The following is a 24,466-nucleotide window of genomic DNA, read 5'->3' on the forward strand; positions in this document are numbered from 1 at the left end:
CAACAACTATTTTGAACAAGCGCGGCCAGCGCTAGGCCGGCTCGCCCTCGGCCGCGGCGCGGTCCGACCCGTATTGTTTCAAGCCGTCCAGGTCCAGCACCCTGACCGCGCCGTATTCCACATTCAGCAAGCCCGCCTCTTCCAGCTTGCGCAGCGCCTGGTTGGCGCGCTGGCGCGACACCCGGGCCAGATAGCCGACTTCTTCCTGGGTAATCGCCAGGCGCATGCCCATGCCGGGATACAGCAAAGGGTTGAAGAGTTCGGCCAGGCAGCGGGCCACGCGCGCATCCGGATCCAGCAAACGGTCGTACTCCGCCTTGCCGATGAACTGCGCCACGCGCTCGTTCAATTGGTGGAGCAGATAGCGGTTGAACGGGATGCTGTTATCCAGCAGCCAATCGAAGGTAGCGGCCGGCAGGCGCGCGACCACCGAATCCCGCAGAGCAACGATGTCGTACTTGCGGATCTCGCGCTTGAGCAGCGAGCCCTCGCCGATCCAGCCGCCGGCAGGCACGCCGGTCAGCGACGCCACCTTGCCTTCGGCGTTACCCACCGAAACCTTCACCAGCCCCGCCAGCACCCCTATCCAAGCCTGGGCGAGTTCACCTTTGCGCTCTATGATCGACCCGGCAACCACCTGCTGCACGGTAAGGTCCCTCTCGACGCGCTCTTGCTGATCGCGGCTGAGCACGCGAAACCAGGCGGCGGCGAGTTGCAGGGAGTCGGATAGCTGCATCGGGAATACCCTAAAAGTTCCTTGAATGTCGCGATGGTGACAGTTGGTAGCAACCCAACCTTATACCTTAACTCCTGCCGTAAATCTAAAACCAACTGGTCAAGCGCCTCATCGCCGCCACCGCTCTCGCGGACTCCCGGCCCGATGCGCCCAAACCGGAGGAGACATCGTGGCACATACACCGCCCGCATCTGCACAGATGCCGGCGGCGCTGGATACCTTTCCGGCGCTGCTGTTCACGCATGCCAGCGTTCGCGGGTCGCGGCCCGCCATACGCGAAAAAGATCTGGGGATCTGGCAAACCCTAACGTGGTCCGACGTGGCGGAGCATGTCCGGCACGTTGCGCATGGCTTGGCTGCATTGGGCATCAAACCCGGCATGCACGTGGCCGTGATCGGTGAAAACCGTCCGCGCCTGTACATGGCCATGATGGCTGCGCAGTCGCTGGGCGCGATACCGGTGCCGCTCTACCAGGATGCCGTGGCGCAGGAAATGGTCTACGTGCTGCAGGACGCCGAGATCAGCGTGGCCATCGTCGAAGACCAGGAACAGGTCGACAAGATGCTCGAAGTCCACGAGCAATGCCCCGCGCTCAAGCATGTGGTGTACGACGATCCGCGCGGCCTGCGGCATTACACCGACCCGATGCTGCGCTCGTATGAACAGCTGGAAGAGCTGGGCCGCGAATACGCCAAGCAGCATCCCGGCTTCTTCGAGCAGGCCGTCGCCGCCGTGCAGCCGCATGACCCGGCCGCCATGTTCTATACCTCCGGCACCACGGGCAAGCCCAAGGGCGTGGTGCTCACGCACCATGCGCTGATCGACCGTGCGCGCGCCGTGTCCGATATGGAAAAGCTGACCGACCAGGAAGACGTGCTGGCCTATCTGCCGCCCGCCTGGATCGGCCAGAACATGTTCTCGTACACGCAACTGCTGGTCACGGGCTTTACCGTGAACCATCCTGAATCGCCCGACACCGTGTCAATCGACATGCGCGACATCGGCCCCACCTATTACTTCGCGCCGCCGCGCGTGCTGGAAGGCCTGCTGACGCATGTGATGATCCGCATGGAAGACGCGGGGCTGATCAAGCGCAAGCTGTTCGCGGCCTGCATGAAGCTCGCCCGCCGCGTGGGCGCCAGGATCCTGGACGGCGAGCAGGTCGGCGCCTGGGACCGCCTGCGCTACGCGCTGGGCAACATGATGATCTACGGTCCGCTGCGCAATGCGCTGGGCATGAGCCGCGTGCGCGTGGCCTACACCGCGGGCGAGGCCATCGGCCCCGACCTGTTCGTGTTCTACCGCTCCATCGGCATCAACCTCAAGCAGCTCTACGGCTCCACCGAAACCTCGGTCTTCGTCTGCGTGCAGCCCGACGGCCAGGTGCGCGACGACACGGTAGGCCCGCCCGTCGAGGGCGTGGAGATCCGCGTGGCCGACAACGGCGAGATCCTGGTCAAGAGCCCCGGGCTCTTCAAGGAGTACTACCGCAACCCCGAAGCCACCGCCGAAGCGCGCAGCGCCGACGGCTGGTTCCATACGGGCGACGCGGGCTATCTGGACACCGACGGCCAGCTGAAGATCATCGACCGCGCCAAGGACGTGGGCAAGCTTGCCAATGGCGCCCTGTTCGCGCCCAAGTACATCGAGAACAAGCTCAAGTTCTTCCAGCACATCAAGGAAGCGGTCGCCTTCGGCGCCAACCGCGACGACGTGTGCGCCTTCATCAACATCGACCTGGAAGCCGTGGGCAACTGGGCCGAGCGCCGCGGCATGCCCTATGCCGGCTACACCGACCTGGCTTCCAAGGACGAGGTCTACCAGCTGATCGCCGAATGCGTGGAGCAGGTCAACGCCGACCTGGCCACCGATCCCAAGCTGTCGGCCTCGCAGATCAGCCGTTTCCTCATCCTGCACAAGGAACTGGATCCGGACGACGACGAACTGACCCGCACGCGCAAGGTGCGCCGCGCCTTCATCGCGCAGAAGTATGGCGTGCTGATTGACGCGCTCTTTGGCGGCAAGCAATCGCAGTTCATCGAGACCGAAGTGAAATTCGAAGACGGACGCACCGGCAAGATCTCGGCGGACCTGAAGATCCGCCCGGTCAAGACCTTCCCCGCCATCACCGCCAAGGCCGCGTAGAGATCATGAGCAACAACGACCGCGACCAGCGTATTGGCGACGTCATGCTGGACATGCAGAACATCTCGCTGTCCTTCGGCGGCGTGAAAGCGCTGACGGACATTTCGTTCAACGTGCGCGAACACGAGATCCGCGCCATCATCGGCCCCAACGGCGCCGGCAAGAGCTCGATGCTCAACGTCATCAACGGCGTCTATACACCGCAGCAAGGCGGCATCGAATTCCGCGGCGAGCGCTTCTCGCGCATGAATCCGCGCCGCGCCGCTGAAATGGGCATCGCGCGCACGTTCCAGAACCTGGCCCTGTTCAAGGGCATGAGCGTGCTGGACAACATCATGACCGGCCGCAACCTGCGCATGAAGTGCGGACTGCTGGCCCAGGCCTTCCGCCTGGGCCCGGCCGAGCGCGAAGAAATCAAACACCGCGAGTTCGTCGAAAACATCGTCGACTTCCTGGAAATCCAGGCCTACCGCAAGACGCCCGTGGGCCGCCTGCCCTACGGCCTGCAAAAGCGCGTGGACCTGGGCCGCGCGCTGGCAATGGAGCCGCGCCTGCTGCTGTTGGACGAACCCATGGCCGGCATGAACATCGAAGAGAAGCAGGACATGAGCCGCTTCATCCTGGATGTGAACGACGAGTTCGGCACCACCATCGTGCTGATCGAGCACGACATGGGCGTGGTCATGGACATCTCGGACCGCGTCGTGGTGCTGGACTACGGCAAGAAGATCGGCGACGGCAAGCCGGACGAGGTCCGTGCCAACGAAGACGTGATCCGAGCTTACCTCGGCGTATCGCACTAAGGCGGACAGACATGGGATTTTTTCTAGAGACCTTACTCGGCGGCCTGATGAGCGGCATGCTGTACGCGCTGATCGGCCTGGGCTTCGTGCTGATCTTCAAGGCATCCGGCGTCTTCAACTTCGCGCAGGGCGCAATGGTGCTGGTCGCCGCGCTGTCCATGGCCCGCTTCTCGGAGTGGCTGCCGCGCTGGTTCGGCTTTGACAACATGATCCTGGCCAATGTGCTGGCCTTCATCGTCAGCGCCATCGTGATGTTCCTGCTGGCGGTCGCCATCGAACGCTTCGTGCTGCGCCACCTGGTCAACCAGGAGGCCACCACCTTGCTGATGGCCACGCTGGGCATCAGCTACTTCCTGGACGGCCTGGGCCAGATCACCTTCGGCAGCTCGGTGTACTCCATCAACGTCGGCATGCCCAAGGATCCCCTGATGATCCTGGACTCGGTCTTCGAGGGAGGGCTGCTGATCAACCTGGAAGACCTGACGGCAGCGGTGATCGCCGCCCTGCTGGTGGCCGCGCTGGCCCTGTTCTTCCAGTACACCTCGACCGGCCGCGCCCTGCGCGCGGTGGCCGACGACCACCAGGCCGCGCAGTCCATCGGCATTCCGCTGAACCGCATCTGGGTGATCGTCTGGAGCGTGGCGGGGCTGGTGGCGCTGGTGGCCGGGATCATCTGGGGCTCGAAATTTGGCGTGCAGTTCACGCTGTCCACCGCGGCGCTGCGGGCGCTGCCGGTGGTGATCCTGGGCGGCCTGACTTCGGTGCCGGGCGCCATCCTGGGCGGCCTGATCATCGGCGTGGGCGAAAAGCTGTCCGAGGTCTATCTGGGGTCGCTGGTAGGCGGCGGTATCGAAATCTGGTTCGCCTATGTGCTGGCGCTGGTGTTCCTGCTGTTCCGTCCGCAAGGGCTGTTCGGCGAGAAGATCATCGACCGTGTCTGAGCCCACAGGCCCTCTAGGATAAAAACATGTTCTATCGCGAAAACGGCCAATTCAAGACCAGCTATCGCGCTGACCAGCAGATCTTTCCGATCCGCCAGGACCGCATCTTCATCTGGCTGCTGCTGGCGGTGGCGTTCATCGCCATCCCGGCCATGGCCAGCGACTACCTGCTGCGCGCCATCCTGATCCCGTTCCTGATCCTGGCGCTGGCCGCCGTGGGCTTGAACATCCTGGTGGGCTATTGCGGCCAGATCTCGCTGGGCACGGGCGCCTTCATGGCGGTGGGCGCCTATGCAGCCTGGAACTTCGGCGTGCGCTTTCCCGGCATGCCGCTGGTCATCCAGATCCTGCTGGGCGGCTTCTTCGCCACCATCGTGGGCGTGATCTTCGGCATACCCAGCCTGCGCATCCGCGGCCTGTACCTGGCGGTGGCGACGCTGGCCGCGCAATTCTTCGTGGACTGGGCGTTCCTGCGCATCCCCTTCTTCACCAACTACTCGTCGTCCGGCAACGTCTCGGTGCCGCCGCTGACCGCCTTCGGCCTGCCGGTGCAGAGCGCGCTGGAGAAGTACCTGTTCGTGCTGATCCTGGTCGTCATCTTCAGCCTGCTTGCCAAGAACCTGGTACGCGGCGCCATCGGCCGGCAGTGGATGGCGATCCGCGACATGGACGTGGCGGCCTCCGTCATCGGCATCCGCCCGATGTACGCCAAGCTCACGGCCTTCGCGGTCAGCTCGTTCATCGTCGGCGTGGCCGGGGCCTTGTGGGGCTACATCCACCTGGGGTCCTGGGAACCGCTGGCGTTCGACCTGACGCGTTCGTTCCAGCTGCTGTTCATGGTCATCATCGGCGGGCTGGGTTCGATCATCGGCAGCTTCTTCGGCGCGGCCTTCATCGTGCTGGTGCCGGTGGCGCTGTCCAACATCCCGCATGCGCTGGGCATCCCCCTGTCGGTGGACACGGCCGCGCACATCGAACACATGGTGTTCGGCGCGCTGATCGTGTTCTTCCTGATCGCCGAACCGCACGGGCTGGCCAGGCTGTGGAGCATCGGCAAGGAGAAGTTGCGCATCTGGCCCTTCCCGCATTAAGGATAAGACCCACCCCCGAAGCGCCTTCGGCGCTTCCCCCTCAAGGGGGCGCCGCTGGGGACCGGCAAAGCCGGATCCGCCGCGGCCCGGATGGAGTGGCCTAAGTTTTGATCACCGTCGGCAGTAGCGGCATGAGCGCTGCAACCGGCATCCTGAATACCCGGCTCAAGACCGGGCCAATCCCGGTGTCCCAGGGTTTACTGACCCAAACACCACGCAGGAGGTAAATGGAGATGAAGCGTCTTAACCTGAAGTTGGCGGCAGCTTTGATGGCCGCAGCCGGCGCCGCAGGCGCCGTGGCCACGCCGGCAATGGCGGCGGAAGAGCAGTTCGTTCCGTTGCTGGTGTATCGCACCGGGTCCTTCGCGCCCCTGGGCATTCCCTGGGCCGACGGCAAGCTGGACTATCTGAAGCTGGTCAACGAACGCGATGGCGGCGTCAACGGCGTCAAGATCACGTACGAGGAATGCGAAACCGCCTATGCCACCGACCGCGGCGTGGAATGCTACGAGCGCCTGAAGGGCAAGGGCACCGGCGCATCGGGCTTCGACACCCAGTCCACCGGCATCACCTTCGCCGTCAGCGACAAGGCCATGGTCGACAAGGTCCCGGTCGAAACGATGGGCTACGGCCTGTCGCAGTCGGTCGATGGCAGCGTGTTCGAGTGGAACTTCCCGTTGCTGGGCACCTACTGGACCGCGGCCGACGTGATGATCCAGGACATCGCCAAGAAAGAAGGCGGCATGGACAAGCTCAAGGGCAAGAAGATCGCCCTGGTCTACCACGACTCGCCATATGGCAAGGAACCTATCCCCCTGCTGCAGAAGCGCGCGGCCAAGGAAGGCTTCGAGCTGGTGCTCTATCCCGTGACCGCTCCCGGCGTGGAACAGAAGTCCACCTGGCTGCAGATCCGCCAGGCGCGCCCCAACTACGTGCTGCTGTGGAGCGCCGGCATCATGACGCCGACCGCTATCCGCGAAGCCCAGGCCAGCGGCTATCCGCGCGACAAGATGTACGCCATCTGGTGGGCCGGCTCTGAAGGCGACGTGAAGGACCTGGGCGATGTCGCCAAGGGCTACAACGCCATCACCATCCACAACAGCGGCGCCGAGCACGACAAGGTCTACGACGACCTGAAGAAGTTCGTCTACGACAAGGGCCAGGGTTCGGACAAGACCGGCAAGACCACGCTGGGCACCATCGCCCACACCCGCGGCATGATGATCTCGATGCTGCAGGTGGAAGCGATCCGCACCGCGCAGGAAAAGTTCGGCAAGGGCAAGGCGCTGACGCCAGAGCAGGTCCGCTGGGGCTTCGAGAACCTGAACCTGACGCAGGAAAAGCTGGACAAGCTGGGCTTCGGCCAGATCATGCGTCCGGTCAAGACCTCGTGCAGCAACCACAAGGGCGACGACTGGGCCCGCATCGTGCAGTGGGACGGCGCGAAGTTCAAGGTGGTCTCCGACTGGTATCAGTCGGACAAGACCATCCTGGACCCCATGGTGAAGGAAGGCGCCGCCAAGTACGCGAAGGAAAAGAACATCACGCCCCGCAAGTGTGAGTAGTCCCCCCGAAGCACCTGCGGTGCCTCCCCCCAAGGGGCGCCGCGCGCGGACCGGCAAAGCCGGCTCCGCGGCGGCCCCGCTTGAGCCGCGCCGGCTGCATGCGGCGCAGGTACCGCCGATGCAGAGGATGTTGATACGAACCGGCTGCCGTCCCTTGGGACTGGCAGTCGCCACACCGCAGGAACCTTTATGAACGACGCCAATATTGCTGCCACGACAGACACCCCCAAGGTGCTGCTCGACGTGAACGGCATCGAGGTGATCTACAACCACGTGATCCTGGTGCTCAAGGGCGTTTCCCTGCAAGTGCCGGAAGGCAAGATCGTGGCCTTGCTGGGCGCTAACGGCGCGGGCAAGACCACCACCTTGCGCGCCATCTCGAACCTGCTCAAGGGCGAGCGCGGCGACGTCACCAAGGGCCATATCCAGTACCGCAACCAGCGCATCGAAAAGCTGTCGCCGGCGGAATTGGTCAAGCGCGGAGTGGTGCAGGTGATGGAAGGCCGGCATTGCTTTGCCCACCTGACCATCGAGGAAAACCTGCTGACCGGCGCCTACACGCGCAGCATGAGCCGCGCCGATACCGCGGCGGCGCTGGACCGCGTCTACCAGTATTTCCCCCGCCTGAAGCAGCGCCGCGCCAGCCAGTCCGGCTACACCTCGGGCGGCGAACAGCAGATGACCGCCATCGGCCGCGCGCTGATGGCCAACCCCAACATGATCTTGCTGGACGAGCCCTCCATGGGGCTGGCGCCGCAGATCGTCGAAGAAATTTTCGAGATCGTGCGCGACCTGAACCAGCGCGAGCGCGTCAGCTTCCTCTTGGCCGAGCAGAACACCAACATTGCACTGCGCTACGCCGACTACGGCTACATCCTGGAAAACGGCCGCGTGATGATGGATGGCGCGGCGGCCGACCTGGCCCAGAACGAGGACGTGAAAGAGTTCTATCTGGGCATCTCCAGCGGCGAACGCAAGAGTTTCCGCGACAACAAGTTCTACCGCCGGCGCAAGCGCTGGCTGGCGTGATTCCTGGCATACGAGAGGGTGTGATCCCATGTCCCAGTTTTTCGATGTTCTCGAAACCAGAGCGCCCGAGCAACGCGAGCGCGAGCTGATGGCCGCCCTGCCCGGCGCGATCGCGCGGGCCATTGCGCGTGCGCCCGCCATCGCCGAGCAGCTGCGCGGCATCGACCCCGCCACCATCACGTCGCGCGCAGCGCTGGCGACCCTGCCGGTGCTGCGCAAGCACGAACTGCTGGAACGCCAGCAGCACAGCCGCGCCGACGCGGCCGCGCCTGCCGGACCGCAGAAAGCCTTCGGCGGCTTCTCCGCCATCGGTTGGGGCGAGGCGATGCGGGTGTTCGCGTCTCCCGGCCCCATCTATGAGCCGGAGAGCGCGCGCAGCGATTATTGGCGCTTTGCCCGCGCCCTGCACGCGGCCGGGTTTCGCGCCGGCGAGCTGGCCTACAACTGCTTTTCCTATCACTTCACACCCGCGGGCTCCATGATGGAAACCGCGGCGCATGCCGTGGGCTGCACCGTGTTTCCCGGCGGCACCGGCCAGACGGAACAGCAGGTGCGCGCGATCCAGGATCTGGCGCCCACCGGCTATACCGGCACGCCCAGCTTCCTCAAGATCATCCTTGAAAAGGCCGACGAACTGGGTGTGAAGCTGGATTCGCTACGCCGCGCGCTGGTGTCCGGCGAAGCATTCCCCCCATCCCTGCGCGACTGGCTGGCCGCGCGCGGCATCGACGGCTACCAGGCCTACGGCAGCGCCGACCTGGGCATGGTCGCGTTTGAAACGCCGGCGCGTGAGGGCTTGGTGCTGGGCGAAGACATCATCGTCGAGATCGTGCGCCCCGGCACCGGCGAACCCGTGCCGGATGGCGAGGTCGGCGAGGTCGTGGTCACCACCTTGAACCCGGACTATCCGCTGGTGCGCTTCGGCACCGGCGACCTGTCCGCCGTCATGCCCGGCATCTCGCCCTGCGGACGCACCAACACCCGCATCAAAGGCTGGATGGGACGCGCGGACCAGACCACCAAGGTGCGCGGCATGTTCGTGCATCCGTCGCAGGTAGCCGACGTGGCGCGCCGCCACCCCGAGATCCTGCGCGCGCGGCTGGTGATCAGCGGCAGCACGGGTTCCGACCGCATGGTGCTCAAAGTGGAATCGCGGGTGCGCAGCGAAGAGCTCGGCAAGCGCATCGCCGAATCGGTGCGCGACGTGACCAAGCTGCGCAGCGACGTGGAGTGGGTGGATGCGGATGGCCTGCCGAACGACGGCAAGGTCATCGACGATATCCGCACCTACGAGTAAACCGCGCTGCTCACGGCCTCATGCGGCCGCGAGCAGCGCCAGCACACCCTTCATCAGCATCGCCACGGCCACCAGGCCCGCGAACAGCGCGAAACTCTGCTGCAGACGGCGCGGGGGAAACCGGTCGGCCACCTTGCGCCCTCCCAGCATGCCCAACACCGCCGCCGCGGTAAAAGGCGCGGCGATGCGCCAGTCCAGATGCCCGCCCGCCGCCGCGGCCACGACGCCGCTGGCCGACACCAACGCGATCACTGCCAGCGAGGTGCCGACGATGGCCTGCATGCTGAGGTCCGTGGCGCGCCGCAGCGCGGGCACGATGACGAAGCCGCCCCCCACGCCCAGGAGGCCGGAGAGGAAACCGGCGATCAACCCCGCCCCCGTCAAGGCGCGCGCGCAGGGCGCGGTCCAGCGCAGCCGGCCAGTGCTGGCATTGAGCTGGCAGGGCGGCGTGCGCGGCGCGGCCTGCGCCGCCGCGGGCTTGTTGCCCTGGTTCCACATGCGCCAGGCCACCATGCCCAGCACGCCGGCAAAGATGATGGCCAACGGCGCATTGGGCAGACGCCGCGCCGCCCACAAGCCCAACGGCGACACCAGGATGCCGGTGGCCGCCATGAAGCCCGCTGCGCGATAGCGCACCTGCCCTTTGCGCAAGCCCAGCACCGCGCCCAACGCGGCCGACAACCCCACCGCCAGCAAGGCGATGGGTGCGGCCTGCGACACCTGCAAATGCAGGCCGAAGACCAGCAGAGGCACCGCCATGATGGCCCCGCCCGCGCCGGTCAGCCCGAGTATCAGGCCGACGCACGCCCCCAGCGCCGCACTGACGGCCAATACCGTATCGATCATGAGACGCTCAGTTGCCCAACGGGCGGGCCAGCCATTCGCGGCCCTTTAGCATGCCGTTCCAGTAGATCCAGGGCAGCAGCGTCGCCTTGAGGAACCAGGCGCTCTTGCGCGGCACGGTCGGGTCCAGCGGGAAGGTGGGCAGGAGTTTGCCGCCGTAGCCGAACTCGGCCAGCACGATGCGTCCGCGCTCCACCGTCAGCGGGCAGGAGCCATAGCCGTCGTACTTGACGGGCATGGCATGGCCTTCGCGCAGCGCCAGCAGATTTTCCGCCACCGTGACGATCTGTTTGCGCGCAGCCGCGGCGGTCTTGGCGTTGCTGGTGCAGATGCCGTCGCCCAGCCCGAACACGTTGCCATGGCGCACGTGCAACAGCGTGGACGGGTCCACTTCGCACCAGCCGGCGGCGTCCGCCAGCGGGCTGTTCTTCAGGAAGTCATGCGGCACCTGCGGCGGGACCGCGTGCAGCATGTCGAAGGATTTCTCCACGCGCGTCACCGCGCCGTCGGCGTTCTTGAGATCGAACCAGGCCTTGCGCGCCGCGCCGTCCACCGCCACCAGCGCCGAGTTGAAGGCCAGCGCGATGCCATAGCTTTCGACATAGCGCATCAGCGGCGGAACGAACGTCGGCACGCCGAACAGCGCCGCGCCCGCCAGGTCGAACTCCACGTCGATGCGGTCCAGCACGCCGGTGCGCTTCCAGTGGTCGCAGGCCAGGTACATGGCCTTTTGCGGCGCGCCGGCGCATTTGATGGGCATGGCCGGCTGCGTGAACAGCGCCCGCCCGCCCTTCAACCCGCGCACCAGTTCCCAGGTATAGGGCGCCAGGTCATAGCGGTAGTTGGAGCTGACGCCGTTCTTGCCCAGCGTGTCGGCCAGGCCCTCGACCTTGTCCCACGCCAGGCGCAGGCCGGGGCAGACGATCAGTTGCTGGTAGCTCACCGCCCGGCCGTCGGACAGCAGCACGCGGTTGGCCTCGGGTTCGAAGCCCGCCGCTGCCGCCTGCAGCCAAGTGGCGCGCCTGGGCATGACGTCGCGGGTCGGGCGCACGGTCTTGGCGATGTCGAAAGCGCCGCCGCCCACCAGCGTCCAGGCCGGCTGGTAGTAGTGCTTGTCGCTGGGTTCGATGACGCCGATGCGCAGGTCCGGGCGGCGACGCAGCAGACTGGCGGTGACGCCTATGCCCGCCGATCCGCCGCCCACCACCACCACATCGAAATCGCGCTGCGCCTCTGCTGTCGGCATGCTTGTCTCCTCGCCGGTTTACCGGCTTTTGAATTTTTCCAGGACTGAAAATATCGCCATGCCGGCAACCATGGCGGCCACGAAGATCAGCGCTTCGGACACGCCGGCGGATGCGGCCACCAGCGCGGGTCCTGGGCAGAAGCCCGCCAGGCCCCAGCCCGCGCCGAACGCCAGGCTGCCCACGGCCAGTCGCACGTCCACGCGCGTAGCCGTGGGCCAGCGCAGCGGCTCGCCCGACAAGCTGGCACGACGCCGCCGCAAGAGCGCGAAGCCCGCCGCCGTGACCAGCACGGCGCCACCCATCACGAAGGCCAGTGACGGATCCCAGGCGCCGGCCAGGTCCAGAAAACCCAGCACCTTGGCCGGATTGGCCATGCCGGAAATGATGAGGCCCAGCCCGAACACCAGGCCCGACCCGAATGCGATCAATGCCACCATGTCAAAGTCCCCCCAGATGGCGGGTGACGTAGACCACGGCAAAACCCGCGGCCATGAACAAGGCGGTGGCGGTGAGCGACCGGCGCGATCCGCGCGACACGCCGCAGACGCCGTGGCCGCTGGTGCAGCCCGAGGCATAGCGGGTGCCGATCCCCACCAGCAGACCCGCCACGATCAGGCGCGTCGTGCCGGCTTCGACCACGATGGGCGGCAAGGCGCTGCCCAGGCGGTACAGCCAGGGCGCAGCGAACACGCCCAACAGAAAGGCCAGCCGCCACACGCCGCCGCGCTCGGGCGGCAGCAGGCCGCCCAGGATGCCGCTGATGCCCGCGATCCGCCCCGCCCCGGCCATCAGCAGCACGGCTGCGGCGCCGATGAGCAGGCCGCCCGCGCCAGCGGACCAAGGCGTGAAGGCGGACCAGTCCATGTTCATTTGAGCGACTCCAGTGACTCCATGGTCCGGCCGCAGTACAAACTGGAAAGCGTCTTCATCACTTGGCTGACCTCGAAACTGGCCATCTGGTAGTAGACGTACTTGCCCTCGCGCCGGGTCGCGACCAGGCCTTCGTCGCGCAGCACGCCCAGTTGCTGGGACAAGGTGGGCTGGCGGATGCCGGTGAGCGATTCGAGTTCGCTCACATTGCGTTCGTTCTGGACCAGCTGGCACAGCAGCAGCAGGCGGTCTTCGTTGGCCAGCGCCTTGAGGAGCGCGCAGGCCTGGGAGGCGGATTCGCGCAAGGCGGCGACCTCGCACTAGGTCAGGGCGTCATTCATTTGATGCGTATCAATCGGCTAGATGGAGTTTGATCATTATATTGACCAATATAATATCCAACAATATTATTGAAATATATATAGTGTTTCATCGTGCAGCGACTCGCTGCGATGCGAGCGTCCATGTCTCCCCAGATCCAGGCCTTTTTCGATCCCGTCACCGCCACCGTCACCTACGTCGTGCATGAGCCCGCGCCGGGCGGCGCCTGCGCCATCATCGACTCGGTGCTGGACTATGACCCCAAGTCCGGCCGCAGCAGCACCGCCAGCGCCGACCGGGTGGCGGATTACGTACGCCAGCATGGCCTGAAGACCGAATGGCTGCTGGAAACCCATGCCCATGCCGACCATCTGTCGGCCGCTCCCTACTTGCAGCGACAGCTTGGCGGCGTCATTGCCATCGGCCAAAGCATCCAGACCGTGCAGGGCGTGTTCAAAAAGATCTTCAACCTGGAGCCGGAGTTCCAGCTGGACGGCTCGCAATTCGGCCATCTGTTCAAGGACGGCGAAACCTTCCGCATCGGCGCGCTGACGGCGCAGGCCATCCACGTGCCTGGCCACACGCCGGCTGACATGGCCTACCTGATCGGGGACGCGGCCTTCGTCGGCGACACGCTGTTCATGCCGGACGTGGGCACGGCGCGCTGTGACTTCCCCGGCGGCGACGCCCATCAGCTGTACCGTTCCATCCAGCGCCTGCTGGGCCTGCCCGCCGAGACTCGGCTGTACATGTGCCACGACTACCCGCCGGCCGGGCGCGACGCCTCCTGGCAGACCACGGTAGCCGAACAGCGCCGCGCCAACATCCACGTGCGCGACGGCGTCGCCGAAGCAGACTTCGTGGCCATGCGCACGCGGCGCGACGCCACGCTCTCCATGCCCACCCTGATCCTGCCCGCCATCCAGGTGAACATCCGCGCCGGCCATTTCCCGCCGCCCGAGGACAACGGCGTGCGCTACCTGAAGATCCCCGTCGACGCGCTCTGACCGAGCCGCGCGCCGGGCTTGCGCGCCCGGGGCTTATCCCGCAAGATCGTCCGATCGCAGAATTGCCGATCAGACGGATCCCCCATGTTTGCAGAAGCCGAAGCCGACCCCAGCCTGTCCAAGGAAGAGTTCAAGCCATTGGAGGCGAAGCTGCGCGTCGCGCTGCTGAACGCGCAGTACCAGCGCCTGCAGAAAGCGGACAAGACGCTGCTGGTGGTCATCGCGGGCATAGACGGCGCCGGCAAGGGCGCCACCGTCAACCTGCTGAACGAATGGATGGATCCGCGCCACATCAAGACGCTGGCCTACGGCCCGCGCGAAGGCGCCGCGCTGGAGCGTCCGCCGTTCTGGCGCTACTGGAACGACCTGCCGCCCAAGGGCAGCACCGGCATCGTGTTCGGCTCCTGGTACGCATCGCTGCTGTATGAGGCCACGCGCAAGAAGCCCGACCAGAACAGCATCGAGGCGCAGGCCGCCGCGATCCGCCACTTCGAGGCCATGCTCGCCGCCGAGGGGGTGCAGATCGTCAAGCTCTGGTTCCATTTGTCGGCCAAGGCACAGAAAGAGCGGGCCGAGCGCCTGCTGGCCAGCCCGGAAACCTCCTGGCAGGTCAGCCCGATAGACCTGAAGGTCTACAAAAAGTACGACCGCATCCGCAACGCCGGCCAGGTGGTGCTGAACCGCACGGACTGCGGCCACGCCCCCTGGGTCGTGATCCCCAGCGCGGACGAAGACATGCGCGCCGCGCGCACCGCCGAAGCCGTGTTGGCCGCCATGCGCCAGCGCGGCGTGCCGCGCATTCCGGCCGCCTTCGTGGCGCATGCCAGGACCACGCGCGTCGTCGACCGCCTGGGCGAACTGGACTACGACGCCAAGACCGACAAGGACGACTACGAATCCGAACTGGGCCTGCTGCAAGGCCGGCTGGCGCGCGCCGCGCGTTCAAAGAAATTCCAGGAGCGTTCGCTGGTGCTGGTGTTCGAAGGCCAGGACGCGGCCGGCAAGGGCGGCGCGATCCGGCGCGTCACGCATGCGCTGGATGCGCGCCAGTTCGACATCACGCCCATATCCGCCCCCACCAGCGAAGAGCTGGCCCGGCCCTATCTGTGGCGCTTCTGGCGCCACGTGCCGCGCCATGGCCGCATCGCCATCTTCGACCGCTCCTGGTACGGCCGCGTGCTGGTCGAGCGCGTCGAAAAGCTGACCGCGCCCGCCAATTGGCGCCGCGCCTACGCCGAGATCAACGACTTCGAGGGGCAGTTGGCCGCCAGCGGCGCGCTGGTGCTGAAGTTCTGGCTGGCGGTGACGCCCGAAGTGCAGCTGGAACGCTTCAAGGAACGCGAGAACTCGCCCTTCAAGAACTTCAAGATCACGGCCGACGACTGGCGCAACCGCGACAAATGGAAGGACTACGCGGATGCCGCCAACGAGATGCTGGCGCGCACCGACCTCCCCAACGCGCCGTGGCATCTGGTGTCGGCCAACGACAAGCGCTACGCTCGATTGCAAGTGCTGCGACACATCGTCGAAGCCATGGAAGACCAACTCTGAATCCCGCCTGGAGGCCGCAAGCCATGAGTACCGCAGAAATCCGTCCCATCGTCGCCGCCGACTTCGAAGCCTGGCTGCCGCTATGGAAGGGCTACCAGGAGTTCTATCGCGTCAACATCGACGACGCGGTCACGCGCAACACCTGGGCGCGCTTCCTGGACCCCGCCGAACCCATGCATGCGGCGCTGGCGTACGAAAGCGGCCGGGCCATCGGCATGGTGCACTGGATCTTCCACCGCTCCACCTGGACCGCGGGCGACTACTGCTATCTGCAAGACCTGTACGTGGATCCGGACGTGCGCGGCACCGGCGCCGGCCGCAAGCTGATCGAACACGTGTACGCGCAAGCCGCCGCCGCCAATTGCGCGCGCGTGTACTGGCTGACGCATGAAACCAACGCCACCGCCATCCAGCTCTACGACCGCATCGCCGACCGCTCGGGCTTCATCCAGTACCGCAAGGTGATGCCGTGAGCGCACGCGACCCCAACTGTCCGCTGTGCCAGGAAGACGGCGGCACGCTGCTGTGGCGCGGCCCGCATCTGCGCATCGTCGAGGTCGACGACGCCGACTATCCGGGCTTCACGCGGGTAATCTGGAACGGCCATCTGGCCGAGATGACCAGCCTGTCCACGCACGGCCGCGACCTGCTGATGCGCGCCGTGTACGTGGTCGAAGAAGCGCAGCAATCGGTCCTGGGACCGGACAAGATCAACCTGGCCTCGCTGGGCAACATGGTGCCGCACCTGCACTGGCACGTGATCCCGCGCTGGCGCGGCGACCGCCATTTCCCCGACCCGATCTGGGCGCCGCCGCGCATCGCCGCCGGCGCGGAATCCGCCGAATGGAAGGAACGTCAGGCGCGCGTGCAGGCGCTGCTGCCGCGTTACCGCGACCGGCTGGTCGAGGCCATGAACGCCCTGCTCTGGCACTGAACCGCCGCCCGCCTCAGGCAGCGCGCGCAGGCCCCCGCAGTTCCGCCAGCCAGCCGGCGTAAGCCTGTTCAACCAGGCCGGCTGTGCGCTCGGCGGAAAACAGGCCTTGCCCGCGGATCAGCTCGCGGCCCGCATCGCCCATGCGGCGGCGCAGCGCCGGATCGGCCAGCAGGCTTTCCAGCGCTCCCGCCAGCGCCGCAGGATCGCCGGGCGGCACCAACAGGCCGGTCACGCCCGCCTGCATGGTTTCCGGCACGCCGCCCACGTCGGTGCCTATGACCGGCACCCCCATGGCCGCGGCCTCGATGAAGACAGTGCCCAGCGCCTCGCGCAGCGTCGGCAGCGCAAACACGTCGAAGGCTGTCAGGACATTGCCGATGTCGTCGCGCCGGCCGGTGAAATGCACGCGGTGCGCCAGGCCCAATGCCTCCACCTGCGCCTGCAACTGCCCCGCCATGGGCTGGCCCTCGCCCACCAGCACCAGATGCGCCTGCGGAAACGTGGCGGCGATACGGCGAAAAGCGTCGATCAGGTCGCAATGCCCTTTGTCCGCCCTCATGACGGCCACGCAGCCGACCACCAGCGCATCCTCCGGCAGGCCAAGCTCGCGCCTGACGCAGACGCCGCCATGCACCTGAGGCAGCACCACGGGCGAATGGATGGTGGCGATGGCCTCCGGCCGCGCGCCGCCGTCCAGCAACTGGCCGCGCACGTAACGGCTGACGGCGATGACGCGATGCGCCAGCCACGTATAGGCGTAGAGGGAATTGATGGGCTTGGCCAGATGGCGCGTGCGCACGATGAGAGGCGTGCCCGCCAGGCGCGCCGCAAACGCGCCCAGGACCGTATCGCGGCGACTGTGCGTATTGACCACGTCAAAGCGCCCGCGGCGCAACAGCCGGCGCACGAACGCGACGCCGCGCACGAAGTTGAGCGGGCCATCCATGGGAATGAGGTGCACGGTGAAGCCGGCCTCGCGCAAGCGCGTGCCGAGTTCCGCCTCCGGCTGGCAGACCGCTTCCAGATGGTGGCCGCGCTCGCGCATGGCTATCATTTCCTTGTAGATGCAGAATTCCTGGCCGCCGAACGAGGTGGCCGCTTCCGTGTGCAGGATGCGCAGGCGCGCTTCGGGGCCCGGCCGGCCCTGGAGGGATTCGATGGAATTCGGCATGATCAGGACTGGCCGCCTTGCGAGGCGTCCGCGTCGCTCCAGCAACGGCCCTGCGATAGCAGGTAGGCTTCCAGGTAGGCGATGTCTTCCTGCTCCAGGGCCGCCGCGCCCGCGCTAGCGCAGTCGCGCGGGCATTCGGCGGCGTGCAGCCGGCCATCGGACCAGACGCGCACGGAACCGGTGCGGGACAGATCGAAGCGCGCACCGGCCCGCGCCCAGCCCAACAGGCGTGTGCTGGGAATCAGTTGCCGGGTCTGATAGACGCCATGGGGACTCTGGGCCGCGGGCGCCGTGAGCGCTTCGCCAACATCCACCAGGCGGCTCGCGGCGCCGGGCTTGGCGGGCGTGTAGGTCAATACCGTAAGAGGGCGTAATGGCATTTGGCTAGCAAGAGTCGCCAGGCGGCGTTGCTGGCCACGGACTGGTCGGGATTCGAGGGAAAGGGTTTGGTCGCCGGACAAGCAACGCCAACAATTCGACGCTGATAAGCTGTTTTTTCGAATAATTGAAAGATGTTCGACGACGTAGAGGAATCCCGAAAGATGAATTCAGGTAAAATTCAGGAATGAAACGCGCATCTTATCAAAACGTAAGCAAGGGCGGTACTGCATGAGTTTCCAGGCCGTCCCTCCCCAAAAGCCGGTCTCGTTCCTGCAATCGTTCCTCCGTTCCGAGGCGCTGGGCGGCTATGTCCTGATGCTGGCCGCGCTGGTCGCGCTGGTGGTCGCCAACAGCCCGGCCGCCCCCGTCTATTTCAGCGTGCTGGAGACCAAGCTCGGCTTCCAGGCGGGGCCTGTCGTGCTCAAGGAAACCGTACTGCACTGGATCAACGACGGCCTGATGGCGGTGTTCTTCCTGCTGGTCGGGCTTGAGATCAAGCGTGAAGTCCTGGACGGCCAACTGCGCGGCGCCGCTCGCATCGTGCTGCCCGGCATAGCCGCCCTGGGCGGCATGGCCTTGCCCGCCCTGATCTATGTGCTGATCAACGTTGGCAGCCCCGACACTCTGCGCGGGTGGGCCATTCCGGCCGCGACCGACATCGCCTTTGCGCTGGGCATCCTGGCGCTGCTGGGCAGCCGCGTGCCGACCTCGTTGAAGATCTTCCTGACGGCGCTGGCCATCCTGGACGACCTGGGCGCCATCGTCATCATCGCCTTGTTCTATACCGCCGAACTCAACGTGTTCGCGCTGAGCATGGCGGGCGCCCTGCTGGTCTGCCTGTTCTGCCTGAACCGCGCTGGCGTGCTACGCCTGACGCCCTACCTGCTGATCGGCGCCGTGCTCTGGTACTTCGTCCTGAAGTCCGGCGTGCATGCCACGCTGGCCGGCGTGGCGCTGGCGCTGACTATTCCGCTGCGCCCGCAAAACCAGGGCCATCCCGGCGCGCACTCGCCCCTGCATACGCTGGAACATGCGCTGCACAAACCGGTCGCTCTGCTGATCGTGCCGGTTTTCGGCTTCGCCAACGCCGGCGTGTCGTTCGCCGGCATGGGCCTGGGCAGCCTGGCGGCGCCCGTACCCCTGGGCGTGGCGCTGGGCCTGTTCCTGGGCAAACAGCTGGGCGTGTTCGGCTTTGCCTGGTTGGCCATCAAGAGCGGCATTGCCACCCTGCCGCGCCACGCCAGCTACATGCAGCTGTACGGCGTGTCGCTGCTGTGCGGCATCGGCTTCACCATGAGCCTGTTCATCGGCGCCCTGGCATTCAGCGATCCGGCCGCCATCGACGCCACCAAGATCGGCGTGCTGACGGGCTCGCTGGCGTCCGCCGTGGTCGGCTTCCTGGTGCTGCGCGCCTGCGGCACGCGCGCCGGCGCCGCGGAAAATCCTTGAGCGCCGGTTGAATAGGGACGGCGGGCGCTAAAGTAGCGAGGTCCGCCACCCTTCCCTGGAGCCGCCATGAAACCATCCGCCATCGCCGTGCAACGCGTCTACGAGGGCTTGGGTCCGGAAGGCAGCTACCGGGCGCTGGTGGACCGCATGTGGCCGCGCGGACTGCGCAAGGCGGACCTGCACCTGGACGAATGGGCCCGCGACATCGCGCCCACCCAGGAGCTGTGCAAATGGTTCAGCCACATCGAAGAACGCTGGGAAGAATTCCGCCAACGCTACCAGGCCGAACTGGCCGAACCTGAACAGCAGGCGCGCATGGCCGCCCTGCTGGACGCGGCGGGCGACCGTCCGCTGACCCTGCTCTACGGCGCCCGCAACACCGAACACAACCAGGCCATCGTGCTGCGCGAGGTCCTGCAGGACTATGTCCGGCATCACCGCAAGCGCAAGGCCTGACGCCCCGCATGCTTTGATACCCTAGCCCGCTTTTATCGACCGGCGCGCAACCGCGCGCCGACAGTCTGTCTTGAGGAATCCCATGTCTTTCAGCTCCGACGCCTGGGCGCGCAACGCCGCACTCTACGAAACCACGCGCGACATGCCGTTCAACCGCGAACTGGCCAGCGGCCAGCTCGACGAGAACGCATTCAAGCACTACATGATCCAGGACGCCCACTACCTGGTGGCCTTCGGACGCGCGCTGGCCATCGCTTCGGCCAAGGCCGACGACGCCGACGGCGTGGTGCAATTTGCTGACGCCGCCAAAGGCGCGGTGGTGGCCGAACGCACCCTGCACGCGGGCTTCCTGAAGCAGTTCGGCATCGATGACGCCACCTTCGAAGCCACGCCGCTCACGCCTGCCTGCCACCACTACACCAGCTACCTGATCGCCACCGCCTGGAGCGCGCCGTACCCGGTAGCGCTGGCGGCCCTGCTGCCGTGCTTCTGGATCTACGCCGAAATCGGCCGCGAAATCCATGCGCGCGCGGCGCAGCCTAATCCTTACTCCGCCTGGATCGAGGCCTATGCCTGCGAGGACTTCCACGCCCTGGTGCGCCGAGTCATCACCACGGTCGACCGCGTCGCCGAAAAGGCGTCCGCCGAAACGTTGGAGCAGATGCACGCGGCGTATACGCGTGCCGCGCAGCTGGAATGGATGTTCTGGGATTCGGCGTATCGGCAGGATGGGTGGCCGGTTTGAATCGAGGGTAGCGATTTCGGAGTCGCCGCCGCCAGGTGTTGGCGGCACACTTGAGCGCCAGGCTATTGATGCCTGGCGTTTTTGTTTCAGCGGGTTGGATGCATCCGCCATCGCCCAATTGCTGCTGGAGAGTTGGATCCGGCCGATGAAGTCTTACAGCAGTGGGTAATACGCCAGCTCTCACTGTTTAAAACACCCTCACCCTATCGTCCGGATTACGCCCAGTTTCATGACGGGTGGCGCGGCATCTTTCTTGTGTCGTTTCAGATGGACTGTTTAATTTTCTGAAATCCACTTCCCCAACATTTCAGAAAACTGCGCAACCGAGGCAGTATCAACGCTCCACTGAGAAATCTTCATCCCATCCTCACTGATTTCCTCCCTCGGATAAATATGTAGATTTATATCTTCCGGAACAAATGGAACAGACAACTCATTCAAAAATATCACATGATTTTGAATGTAGGCCTGCTCACTTTCAATATAAATTACCCAGCAAAATACGAAATTGGATGAATTCGGATCATACATAGAGGTTGCCAGAGCCGCATGCCCATGACTTTGCAACCCCTGGTCCAGTGATTTCTTCCAACTCTTCAGATAATCCATGCGAGACCAGAATCTCACTGGAGAAAAGAAATTTTCCTTGTACCCATTGATTTCTATCTCTCCGAGCAACCCCTCCTCGTCAAACCTCGTCAGTACCTCATGGGACAAATCCATGCTGAAGCTCATTCTTTTATCCAACTCAGATTTCTAGATTTTTTTTTCGGTGGCATCGACGAAGGATGCCTTCATGCGATTGGCGATACTCTGACTCTTGCTCTTTCAATCGCGCTCTTTTAAGGAGCAACTTCAAACAGGGATATGTTCCAGAGAATCCCAACCTATACGAATCACCAAAACCGCTTTCATCTTCGCTTTCCAGAAAGACTAGATTTTCCCCCCACCCTGGCCCCTGCCTCTGGCCGAAACTTGATTGAAAAATCGGACTGACACCTGGCCTCCCTCACAGATACCTTTCGCCAAAAGGCATGCCTATGCCTGGAAAAATTAACGAGGCCACCTGGGCACTAAAGAATAACGCAACACTCTATTTTCAAATTTTTTTGTAGTGATTTACGGCATCAGATATTATCTTTTCAACCTCACTCTTATTTATATACACATCCCAATATTTAATATTAGGAACTGCCGACCAGTAGCCTCTTCCTGTCGCATCTCTCAAAAATTGGCTTATTTTCGCGCCTATAATTCGCACCTCATCGCCATAAGCAACGCAAAAAACATGACATCCTGCATCGTAGATGTTTTGGGTAGCTGCTTGATATAAATAGGACAAATTAAAATCATCCGGAACATCGGCGTCCTCGTCTACTAGCTCTGGGGAAATCAATCCCAGCATATGATTGAAAGCAACCTTTGCGTCTGCCTCAAATAATTCGCGATTTTCAGGAAAAGAGACCAGTGCGTTTTTAGCGTCTAACATACACACATCCACGTCTAAAGTGGCTGTATGCATTTCTTCAGGAAACATCTCTCCGCCGATAAAAAAATAAAACAGTCCATTCCGATAGTTCGAACCCCAAACAGGTATATGCTCCATAAGGATCGCAAATTTGTATGTATCACCAAAAATCACATTCACCCCCTCTTTCCGGATAAACCAAGTTTTCGTTTCACATCGATAGGAATAGCGCTCTTGTTCAACGAGTTATCTCTATCTGCGGTACTCCCCGTCCAGTGCCATTTTCCATCATTGCCGTCCGAAAACCGATGCACATTTCCGTTTTCATCCTTGGCATATCTATGCTTCCCACCCTCTTCAGGGGAAACGGAAGATTCAAACAAACCCAGCGAGTTTCTCGGCTCTAATCCGGCATTCGGCCTGTTCCCCTTATCGACGATCGGATTCAACGAATTCAACGTGTCGCTCGTATCGCGGTTCAGCAACGCGATGGTCTCGACCGCCGTCTTGCCCGTCAGCGCCTGCTGCCCCGCGACGTCCCGAATCTCCACCGTGCCGCCACTGATGCCGCTGAGCGTTTTGGAGTCGTTTTCGCCGAAGGCTCCAAGCGCCACCGGCGTCCCCGCCCCGCCGCTGCCGCCGCTCAGGGAGATCCGGTCGGCCTTGTAGCGCGCCACGTTCTTCACGTCTTCGGCCACCAGCGTGCCTGTCTTCAGCAGGTTCAAACCATCCGCCACGGCCTGGTCGCTGCTGGAGATGACGCCGCCTATCAGCGTGGTGTTGCGCTTGACGTCCACCACGAAGCCGCCGTCGCCCGCCATCAGCCCGGACTGCTCCTCCACCGACTTGTAGTCGCTCTTCATCCGGGTCTGCGAGACGTTGCCCGACACCGAACTCTTGCAATAGCCGTAGCACAGGCTGCCCTGCACCCCGCCACCCTGCTGCTTGGAGTCGTAGGTGCTGACGTCCTGCAGACTCTCGATGCGCAGGTCCCGTCCGACGTCGGCGATGATCTGATCGGCGCGGCCCGTCGCGCCGATCAAGGAGATGTCGCCGCCCGATTGCAGCGCCAGCACATTGCCCGCGGTCAGCTCGGTGTTGGTCCAGGTGGTGTCCTTGCCATCGCTGCGGCCGCGCGAGGCGTTGGCCCCGACAGTCGCCACAAAGCCGACGCCGTTGCTGCCCGCCGTCACGCCCACGCCCACGCTGGCGCCCGAACTCTTGTTCTGGGTGTGCTGTTCGTAGGTGTCGCGCGCGGCTTGCAGCAGGATGTCGCCGTCCGCCTTGAGCAAGGCGTTGTTCCCGGCGGACAGCCGCGAGCCCGTCACCGTGATGTCCGAATCGGCGCCTGCGCCCTTGGCGATGACGGTGAGGTCGTTGCCTGCCGCGATGTTGGAGCCGACCGAGGACGTCGTGTTGCGGTTGGTGATGGTCTGGCTCTTGCTGCTGCCGTAGTCGATGCTCAGCGTCATGCCGCCCGCGCTCTGCGGGTTCGCCATCACTCCGTCGTAGGTGTTGACCGCGGCCAGGCCCGTGGTCACCAAGGCCAGGGCCTTCTTGACCTCGCAGCCGGTGAGGTCGACAGTGGCGCCTAGCTTTTCATTTTTTTAAAGACCAACTTCATTGAATTGCGATTTCACATTCTTTCATTTGGAAAAGCGACTGATGAATTGACAAACGCATCGCCGATTTTTGAAGACTTCAGAGTCCATTCACCCTTCAACCAAGAAAATTCGCCCTGGCACTTTTTTAAAATCCGAGTACTGTCTACTTTCTCGAGCGTCCGACCAAAAAAGGACGACTTTTATCTTGAAAGCCAAATTATTTTAAACCCCTATTTTTCATATATTCCTCAAGATTAAATGGAAAATTTGTCTCGTAATAATTCACAGCGTCTTTGACGATTTTCTCAATCTCAATTTTTTCTAGATATATTTCTTTATATTCAATTTTCGGAACCGCGACCCAGCTCCATCGCCCAGTCTCATCATTCTTTACAGACTGCCTTATCTTCGCCCCGATTATCCGTGCCTCATCACCATATGCAACGCAAAATACGTGGCAGCCTGCATCAAAAATATTTTCAGTGGCGGCTCGATATAAATAGGAATTTTCGAAATCATCCGGAATATCAGCATCCTCATCCACCAATTCCGGAGAAATCAAGCCCAACATATAGTTGAAAGCAATCTCTGCTTTCGCCTCAAAAATCTCACGATTCTCGGGAAACGAAACCAATGAATTTTCAGCATCCAGAAAACCCACATCAACGCCCAATGTGGCTGTTGCTATTTTTTCCGGAAACATCTCTCCGTCTATAAAAAAATGAAATAGCCCATTCCGAAATGTCGAATCACTCCATTCCGGAATGTATTCCATGAGAATTGCGAATCTGTAGGGATCACCAAAAACCAT

General features: G+C 63.6%; 26 protein-coding genes. 14 read left to right on the plus strand and 12 right to left on the minus strand.

Features of this window, described 5'->3' with window-relative positions; genetic code table 11:
* Window positions 1-31: 31 nt before the first annotated feature.
* Window positions 32-736: a Crp/Fnr family transcriptional regulator gene (locus tag HV766_RS16190; RefSeq protein WP_054456926.1), complete on the minus strand. Its 705-nt coding sequence runs from the start codon at window positions 734-736 to the stop codon at window positions 32-34.
* 169 nt (window positions 737-905) lie between these two features.
* Here HV766_RS16190 and HV766_RS16195 point away from each other — a divergent pair, with 169 nt between their 5' ends.
* The 7 genes from HV766_RS16195 (at window position 906) to HV766_RS16225 (ending at window position 9,608) form a co-directional block, all read left to right on the plus strand.
* Window positions 906-2,882, plus strand: a complete 1,977-nt coding sequence (locus HV766_RS16195) for an AMP-dependent synthetase/ligase (RefSeq protein WP_175181510.1) — start codon at window positions 906-908, stop codon at window positions 2,880-2,882.
* 5 nt (window positions 2,883-2,887) lie between these two features.
* The gene (locus tag HV766_RS16200; protein WP_054456930.1) at window positions 2,888-3,685 is read left to right on the plus strand and encodes an ABC transporter ATP-binding protein; all 798 of its coding nucleotides are present in this window, start codon (window positions 2,888-2,890) and stop codon (window positions 3,683-3,685) included.
* 11 nt (window positions 3,686-3,696) lie between these two features.
* Entirely contained in the window at window positions 3,697-4,626 is a 930-nt protein-coding gene (locus HV766_RS16205) for a branched-chain amino acid ABC transporter permease (protein ID WP_042796065.1), read from the plus strand.
* Between the two features lie 26 nt (window positions 4,627-4,652).
* Window positions 4,653-5,717 (plus strand): branched-chain amino acid ABC transporter permease, encoded by a 1,065-nt coding sequence (locus HV766_RS16210; RefSeq protein WP_054456932.1) that lies wholly within the window; start codon window positions 4,653-4,655, stop codon window positions 5,715-5,717.
* A 227-nt stretch (window positions 5,718-5,944) separates the two neighbouring features.
* On the plus strand, window positions 5,945-7,282 hold the full coding sequence (locus HV766_RS16215) for an ABC transporter substrate-binding protein (RefSeq protein WP_082401208.1): 1,338 nt from the start codon (window positions 5,945-5,947) through the stop codon (window positions 7,280-7,282).
* Window positions 7,283-7,471: 189 nt separating this feature from the next.
* Window positions 7,472-8,311: an ABC transporter ATP-binding protein gene (locus HV766_RS16220; protein ID WP_054456934.1), complete on the plus strand. Its 840-nt coding sequence runs from the start codon at window positions 7,472-7,474 to the stop codon at window positions 8,309-8,311.
* A 28-nt stretch (window positions 8,312-8,339) separates the two neighbouring features.
* On the plus strand, window positions 8,340-9,608 hold the full coding sequence (locus tag HV766_RS16225) for a phenylacetate--CoA ligase family protein (protein WP_054456936.1): 1,269 nt from the start codon (window positions 8,340-8,342) through the stop codon (window positions 9,606-9,608).
* A gap of 18 nt (window positions 9,609-9,626) precedes the next feature.
* Here HV766_RS16225 and HV766_RS16230 read toward each other — a convergent pair whose 3' ends face one another.
* Genes HV766_RS16230 through HV766_RS16250 form a run of 5 tightly spaced genes read right to left on the minus strand, consistent with a single transcriptional unit; the run spans window position 9,627 to window position 12,873 of the window.
* Complete coding sequence (locus HV766_RS16230; protein WP_054456937.1) at window positions 9,627-10,454, minus strand: sulfite exporter TauE/SafE family protein; 828 nt, start codon at window positions 10,452-10,454, stop codon at window positions 9,627-9,629.
* A 7-nt stretch (window positions 10,455-10,461) separates the two neighbouring features.
* Window positions 10,462-11,697, minus strand: coding sequence for an NAD(P)/FAD-dependent oxidoreductase (locus tag HV766_RS16235; protein WP_175181511.1), 1,236 nt, complete (start codon window positions 11,695-11,697; stop codon window positions 10,462-10,464).
* A gap of 18 nt (window positions 11,698-11,715) precedes the next feature.
* A complete protein-coding gene (locus HV766_RS16240; protein ID WP_054456941.1) occupies window positions 11,716-12,135 on the minus strand; it encodes a DUF6691 family protein in 420 nt (139 codons plus the stop codon).
* 1 nt (window position 12,136) lies between these two features.
* Window positions 12,137-12,568: a YeeE/YedE family protein gene (locus HV766_RS16245; protein ID WP_175181512.1), complete on the minus strand. Its 432-nt coding sequence runs from the start codon at window positions 12,566-12,568 to the stop codon at window positions 12,137-12,139.
* Window positions 12,565-12,873, minus strand: coding sequence for an ArsR/SmtB family transcription factor (locus HV766_RS16250; RefSeq protein WP_175181513.1), 309 nt, complete (start codon window positions 12,871-12,873; stop codon window positions 12,565-12,567). The genes HV766_RS16245 and HV766_RS16250 overlap by 4 nt, the downstream gene beginning before the upstream one ends.
* Before the next feature lie 159 nt (window positions 12,874-13,032).
* Here HV766_RS16250 and HV766_RS16255 point away from each other — a divergent pair, with 159 nt between their 5' ends.
* The 4 genes from HV766_RS16255 (at window position 13,033) to HV766_RS16270 (ending at window position 16,381) form a co-directional block, all read left to right on the plus strand.
* On the plus strand, window positions 13,033-13,896 hold the full coding sequence (locus HV766_RS16255; RefSeq protein WP_119450173.1) for an MBL fold metallo-hydrolase: 864 nt from the start codon (window positions 13,033-13,035) through the stop codon (window positions 13,894-13,896).
* A gap of 84 nt (window positions 13,897-13,980) precedes the next feature.
* Complete coding sequence (gene pap, locus HV766_RS16260; protein ID WP_175181514.1) at window positions 13,981-15,447, plus strand: polyphosphate:AMP phosphotransferase; 1,467 nt, start codon at window positions 13,981-13,983, stop codon at window positions 15,445-15,447.
* Between the two features lie 23 nt (window positions 15,448-15,470).
* On the plus strand, window positions 15,471-15,920 hold the full coding sequence (locus HV766_RS16265; protein WP_054456950.1) for a GNAT family N-acetyltransferase: 450 nt from the start codon (window positions 15,471-15,473) through the stop codon (window positions 15,918-15,920).
* Entirely contained in the window at window positions 15,917-16,381 is a 465-nt protein-coding gene (locus HV766_RS16270) for an HIT family protein (protein ID WP_119450171.1), read from the plus strand. The genes HV766_RS16265 and HV766_RS16270 overlap by 4 nt, the downstream gene beginning before the upstream one ends.
* A 13-nt stretch (window positions 16,382-16,394) precedes the next feature.
* On the opposite strand, the gene HV766_RS16275 is transcribed toward HV766_RS16270, so the two are convergent.
* Both HV766_RS16275 and HV766_RS16280 read right to left on the minus strand, forming a co-directional pair.
* Window positions 16,395-17,552 carry a glycosyltransferase family 4 protein gene (locus HV766_RS16275; protein WP_054456954.1) on the minus strand — a complete coding sequence of 386 codons (1,158 nt, stop codon included), beginning with the start codon at window positions 17,550-17,552 and terminating at the stop codon, window positions 16,395-16,397.
* Between the two features lie 2 nt (window positions 17,553-17,554).
* Window positions 17,555-17,932, minus strand: coding sequence for a hypothetical protein (locus HV766_RS16280; protein WP_054456956.1), 378 nt, complete (start codon window positions 17,930-17,932; stop codon window positions 17,555-17,557).
* A gap of 229 nt (window positions 17,933-18,161) precedes the next feature.
* Between HV766_RS16280 and nhaA the strand changes: the two genes are divergently transcribed.
* From nhaA to tenA, 3 genes are all read left to right on the plus strand, one after another.
* Entirely contained in the window at window positions 18,162-19,382 is a 1,221-nt protein-coding gene (gene nhaA / locus HV766_RS16285) for a Na+/H+ antiporter NhaA (RefSeq protein ID WP_175181515.1), read from the plus strand.
* A 66-nt stretch (window positions 19,383-19,448) separates the two neighbouring features.
* Window positions 19,449-19,838, plus strand: a complete 390-nt coding sequence (locus tag HV766_RS16290; RefSeq protein WP_119450169.1) for a DUF488 domain-containing protein — start codon at window positions 19,449-19,451, stop codon at window positions 19,836-19,838.
* Window positions 19,839-19,920: 82 nt separating this feature from the next.
* Entirely contained in the window at window positions 19,921-20,583 is a 663-nt protein-coding gene (gene tenA, locus HV766_RS16295; protein ID WP_054456962.1) for a thiaminase II, read from the plus strand.
* A gap of 276 nt (window positions 20,584-20,859) precedes the next feature.
* Here tenA and HV766_RS16300 read toward each other — a convergent pair whose 3' ends face one another.
* The 4 genes from HV766_RS16300 to HV766_RS16315 form a co-directional block, all read right to left on the minus strand.
* On the minus strand, window positions 20,860-21,318 hold the full coding sequence (locus HV766_RS16300; RefSeq protein WP_175181516.1) for a hypothetical protein: 459 nt from the start codon (window positions 21,316-21,318) through the stop codon (window positions 20,860-20,862).
* Between the two features lie 364 nt (window positions 21,319-21,682).
* Window positions 21,683-22,231, minus strand: a complete 549-nt coding sequence (locus HV766_RS16305) for an immunity 42 family protein (RefSeq protein ID WP_217472162.1) — start codon at window positions 22,229-22,231, stop codon at window positions 21,683-21,685.
* A complete protein-coding gene (locus HV766_RS16310; protein WP_254593334.1) occupies window positions 22,228-23,592 on the minus strand; it encodes a hemagglutinin repeat-containing protein in 1,365 nt (454 codons plus the stop codon). Before HV766_RS16310 ends, HV766_RS16305 begins: the two co-directional genes overlap by 4 nt.
* Before the next feature lie 280 nt (window positions 23,593-23,872).
* Window positions 23,873-24,466 carry an immunity 42 family protein gene (locus HV766_RS16315; RefSeq protein WP_175181663.1) on the minus strand — a complete coding sequence of 198 codons (594 nt, stop codon included), beginning with the start codon at window positions 24,464-24,466 and terminating at the stop codon, window positions 23,873-23,875.

The sequence above is a fragment of the Achromobacter aegrifaciens genome, from assembly GCF_902859735.1.
In the GTDB taxonomy this organism is placed as follows: domain Bacteria; phylum Pseudomonadota; class Gammaproteobacteria; order Burkholderiales; family Burkholderiaceae_B; genus Achromobacter; species Achromobacter aegrifaciens.

Excerpts from the sequence above, each read along its gene's own strand:
- HV766_RS16190 (WP_054456926.1), bottom strand. The coding sequence starts at position 736 with ATGCAGCTATCCGACTCCCTGCAACTCGCCGCCGCCTGGTTTCGCGTG.
- HV766_RS16200 (WP_054456930.1), top strand. The coding sequence starts at position 2,888 with ATGAGCAACAACGACCGCGACCAGCGTATTGGCGACGTCATGCTGGAC.
- HV766_RS16205 (WP_042796065.1), top strand. The coding sequence starts at position 3,697 with ATGGGATTTTTTCTAGAGACCTTACTCGGCGGCCTGATGAGCGGCATG.
- HV766_RS16210 (WP_054456932.1), top strand. The coding sequence starts at position 4,653 with ATGTTCTATCGCGAAAACGGCCAATTCAAGACCAGCTATCGCGCTGAC.
- HV766_RS16215 (WP_082401208.1), top strand. The coding sequence starts at position 5,945 with ATGGAGATGAAGCGTCTTAACCTGAAGTTGGCGGCAGCTTTGATGGCC.
- HV766_RS16220 (WP_054456934.1), top strand. The coding sequence starts at position 7,472 with ATGAACGACGCCAATATTGCTGCCACGACAGACACCCCCAAGGTGCTG.
- HV766_RS16225 (WP_054456936.1), top strand. The coding sequence starts at position 8,340 with ATGTCCCAGTTTTTCGATGTTCTCGAAACCAGAGCGCCCGAGCAACGC.
- HV766_RS16230 (WP_054456937.1), bottom strand. The coding sequence starts at position 10,454 with ATGATCGATACGGTATTGGCCGTCAGTGCGGCGCTGGGGGCGTGCGTC.
- HV766_RS16235 (WP_175181511.1), bottom strand. The coding sequence starts at position 11,697 with ATGCCGACAGCAGAGGCGCAGCGCGATTTCGATGTGGTGGTGGTGGGC.
- HV766_RS16240 (WP_054456941.1), bottom strand. The coding sequence starts at position 12,135 with ATGGTGGCATTGATCGCATTCGGGTCGGGCCTGGTGTTCGGGCTGGGC.
- HV766_RS16245 (WP_175181512.1), bottom strand. The coding sequence starts at position 12,568 with ATGAACATGGACTGGTCCGCCTTCACGCCTTGGTCCGCTGGCGCGGGC.
- HV766_RS16255 (WP_119450173.1), top strand. The coding sequence starts at position 13,033 with ATGTCTCCCCAGATCCAGGCCTTTTTCGATCCCGTCACCGCCACCGTC.
- pap (WP_175181514.1), top strand. The coding sequence starts at position 13,981 with ATGTTTGCAGAAGCCGAAGCCGACCCCAGCCTGTCCAAGGAAGAGTTC.
- HV766_RS16265 (WP_054456950.1), top strand. The coding sequence starts at position 15,471 with ATGAGTACCGCAGAAATCCGTCCCATCGTCGCCGCCGACTTCGAAGCC.
- HV766_RS16275 (WP_054456954.1), bottom strand. The coding sequence starts at position 17,552 with ATGCCGAATTCCATCGAATCCCTCCAGGGCCGGCCGGGCCCCGAAGCG.
- HV766_RS16280 (WP_054456956.1), bottom strand. The coding sequence starts at position 17,932 with ATGCCATTACGCCCTCTTACGGTATTGACCTACACGCCCGCCAAGCCC.
- nhaA (WP_175181515.1), top strand. The coding sequence starts at position 18,162 with ATGAGTTTCCAGGCCGTCCCTCCCCAAAAGCCGGTCTCGTTCCTGCAA.
- HV766_RS16290 (WP_119450169.1), top strand. The coding sequence starts at position 19,449 with ATGAAACCATCCGCCATCGCCGTGCAACGCGTCTACGAGGGCTTGGGT.
- tenA (WP_054456962.1), top strand. The coding sequence starts at position 19,921 with ATGTCTTTCAGCTCCGACGCCTGGGCGCGCAACGCCGCACTCTACGAA.
- HV766_RS16300 (WP_175181516.1), bottom strand. The coding sequence starts at position 21,318 with ATGAGCTTCAGCATGGATTTGTCCCATGAGGTACTGACGAGGTTTGAC.
- HV766_RS16315 (WP_175181663.1), bottom strand. The coding sequence starts at position 24,466 with ATGGTTTTTGGTGATCCCTACAGATTCGCAATTCTCATGGAATACATT.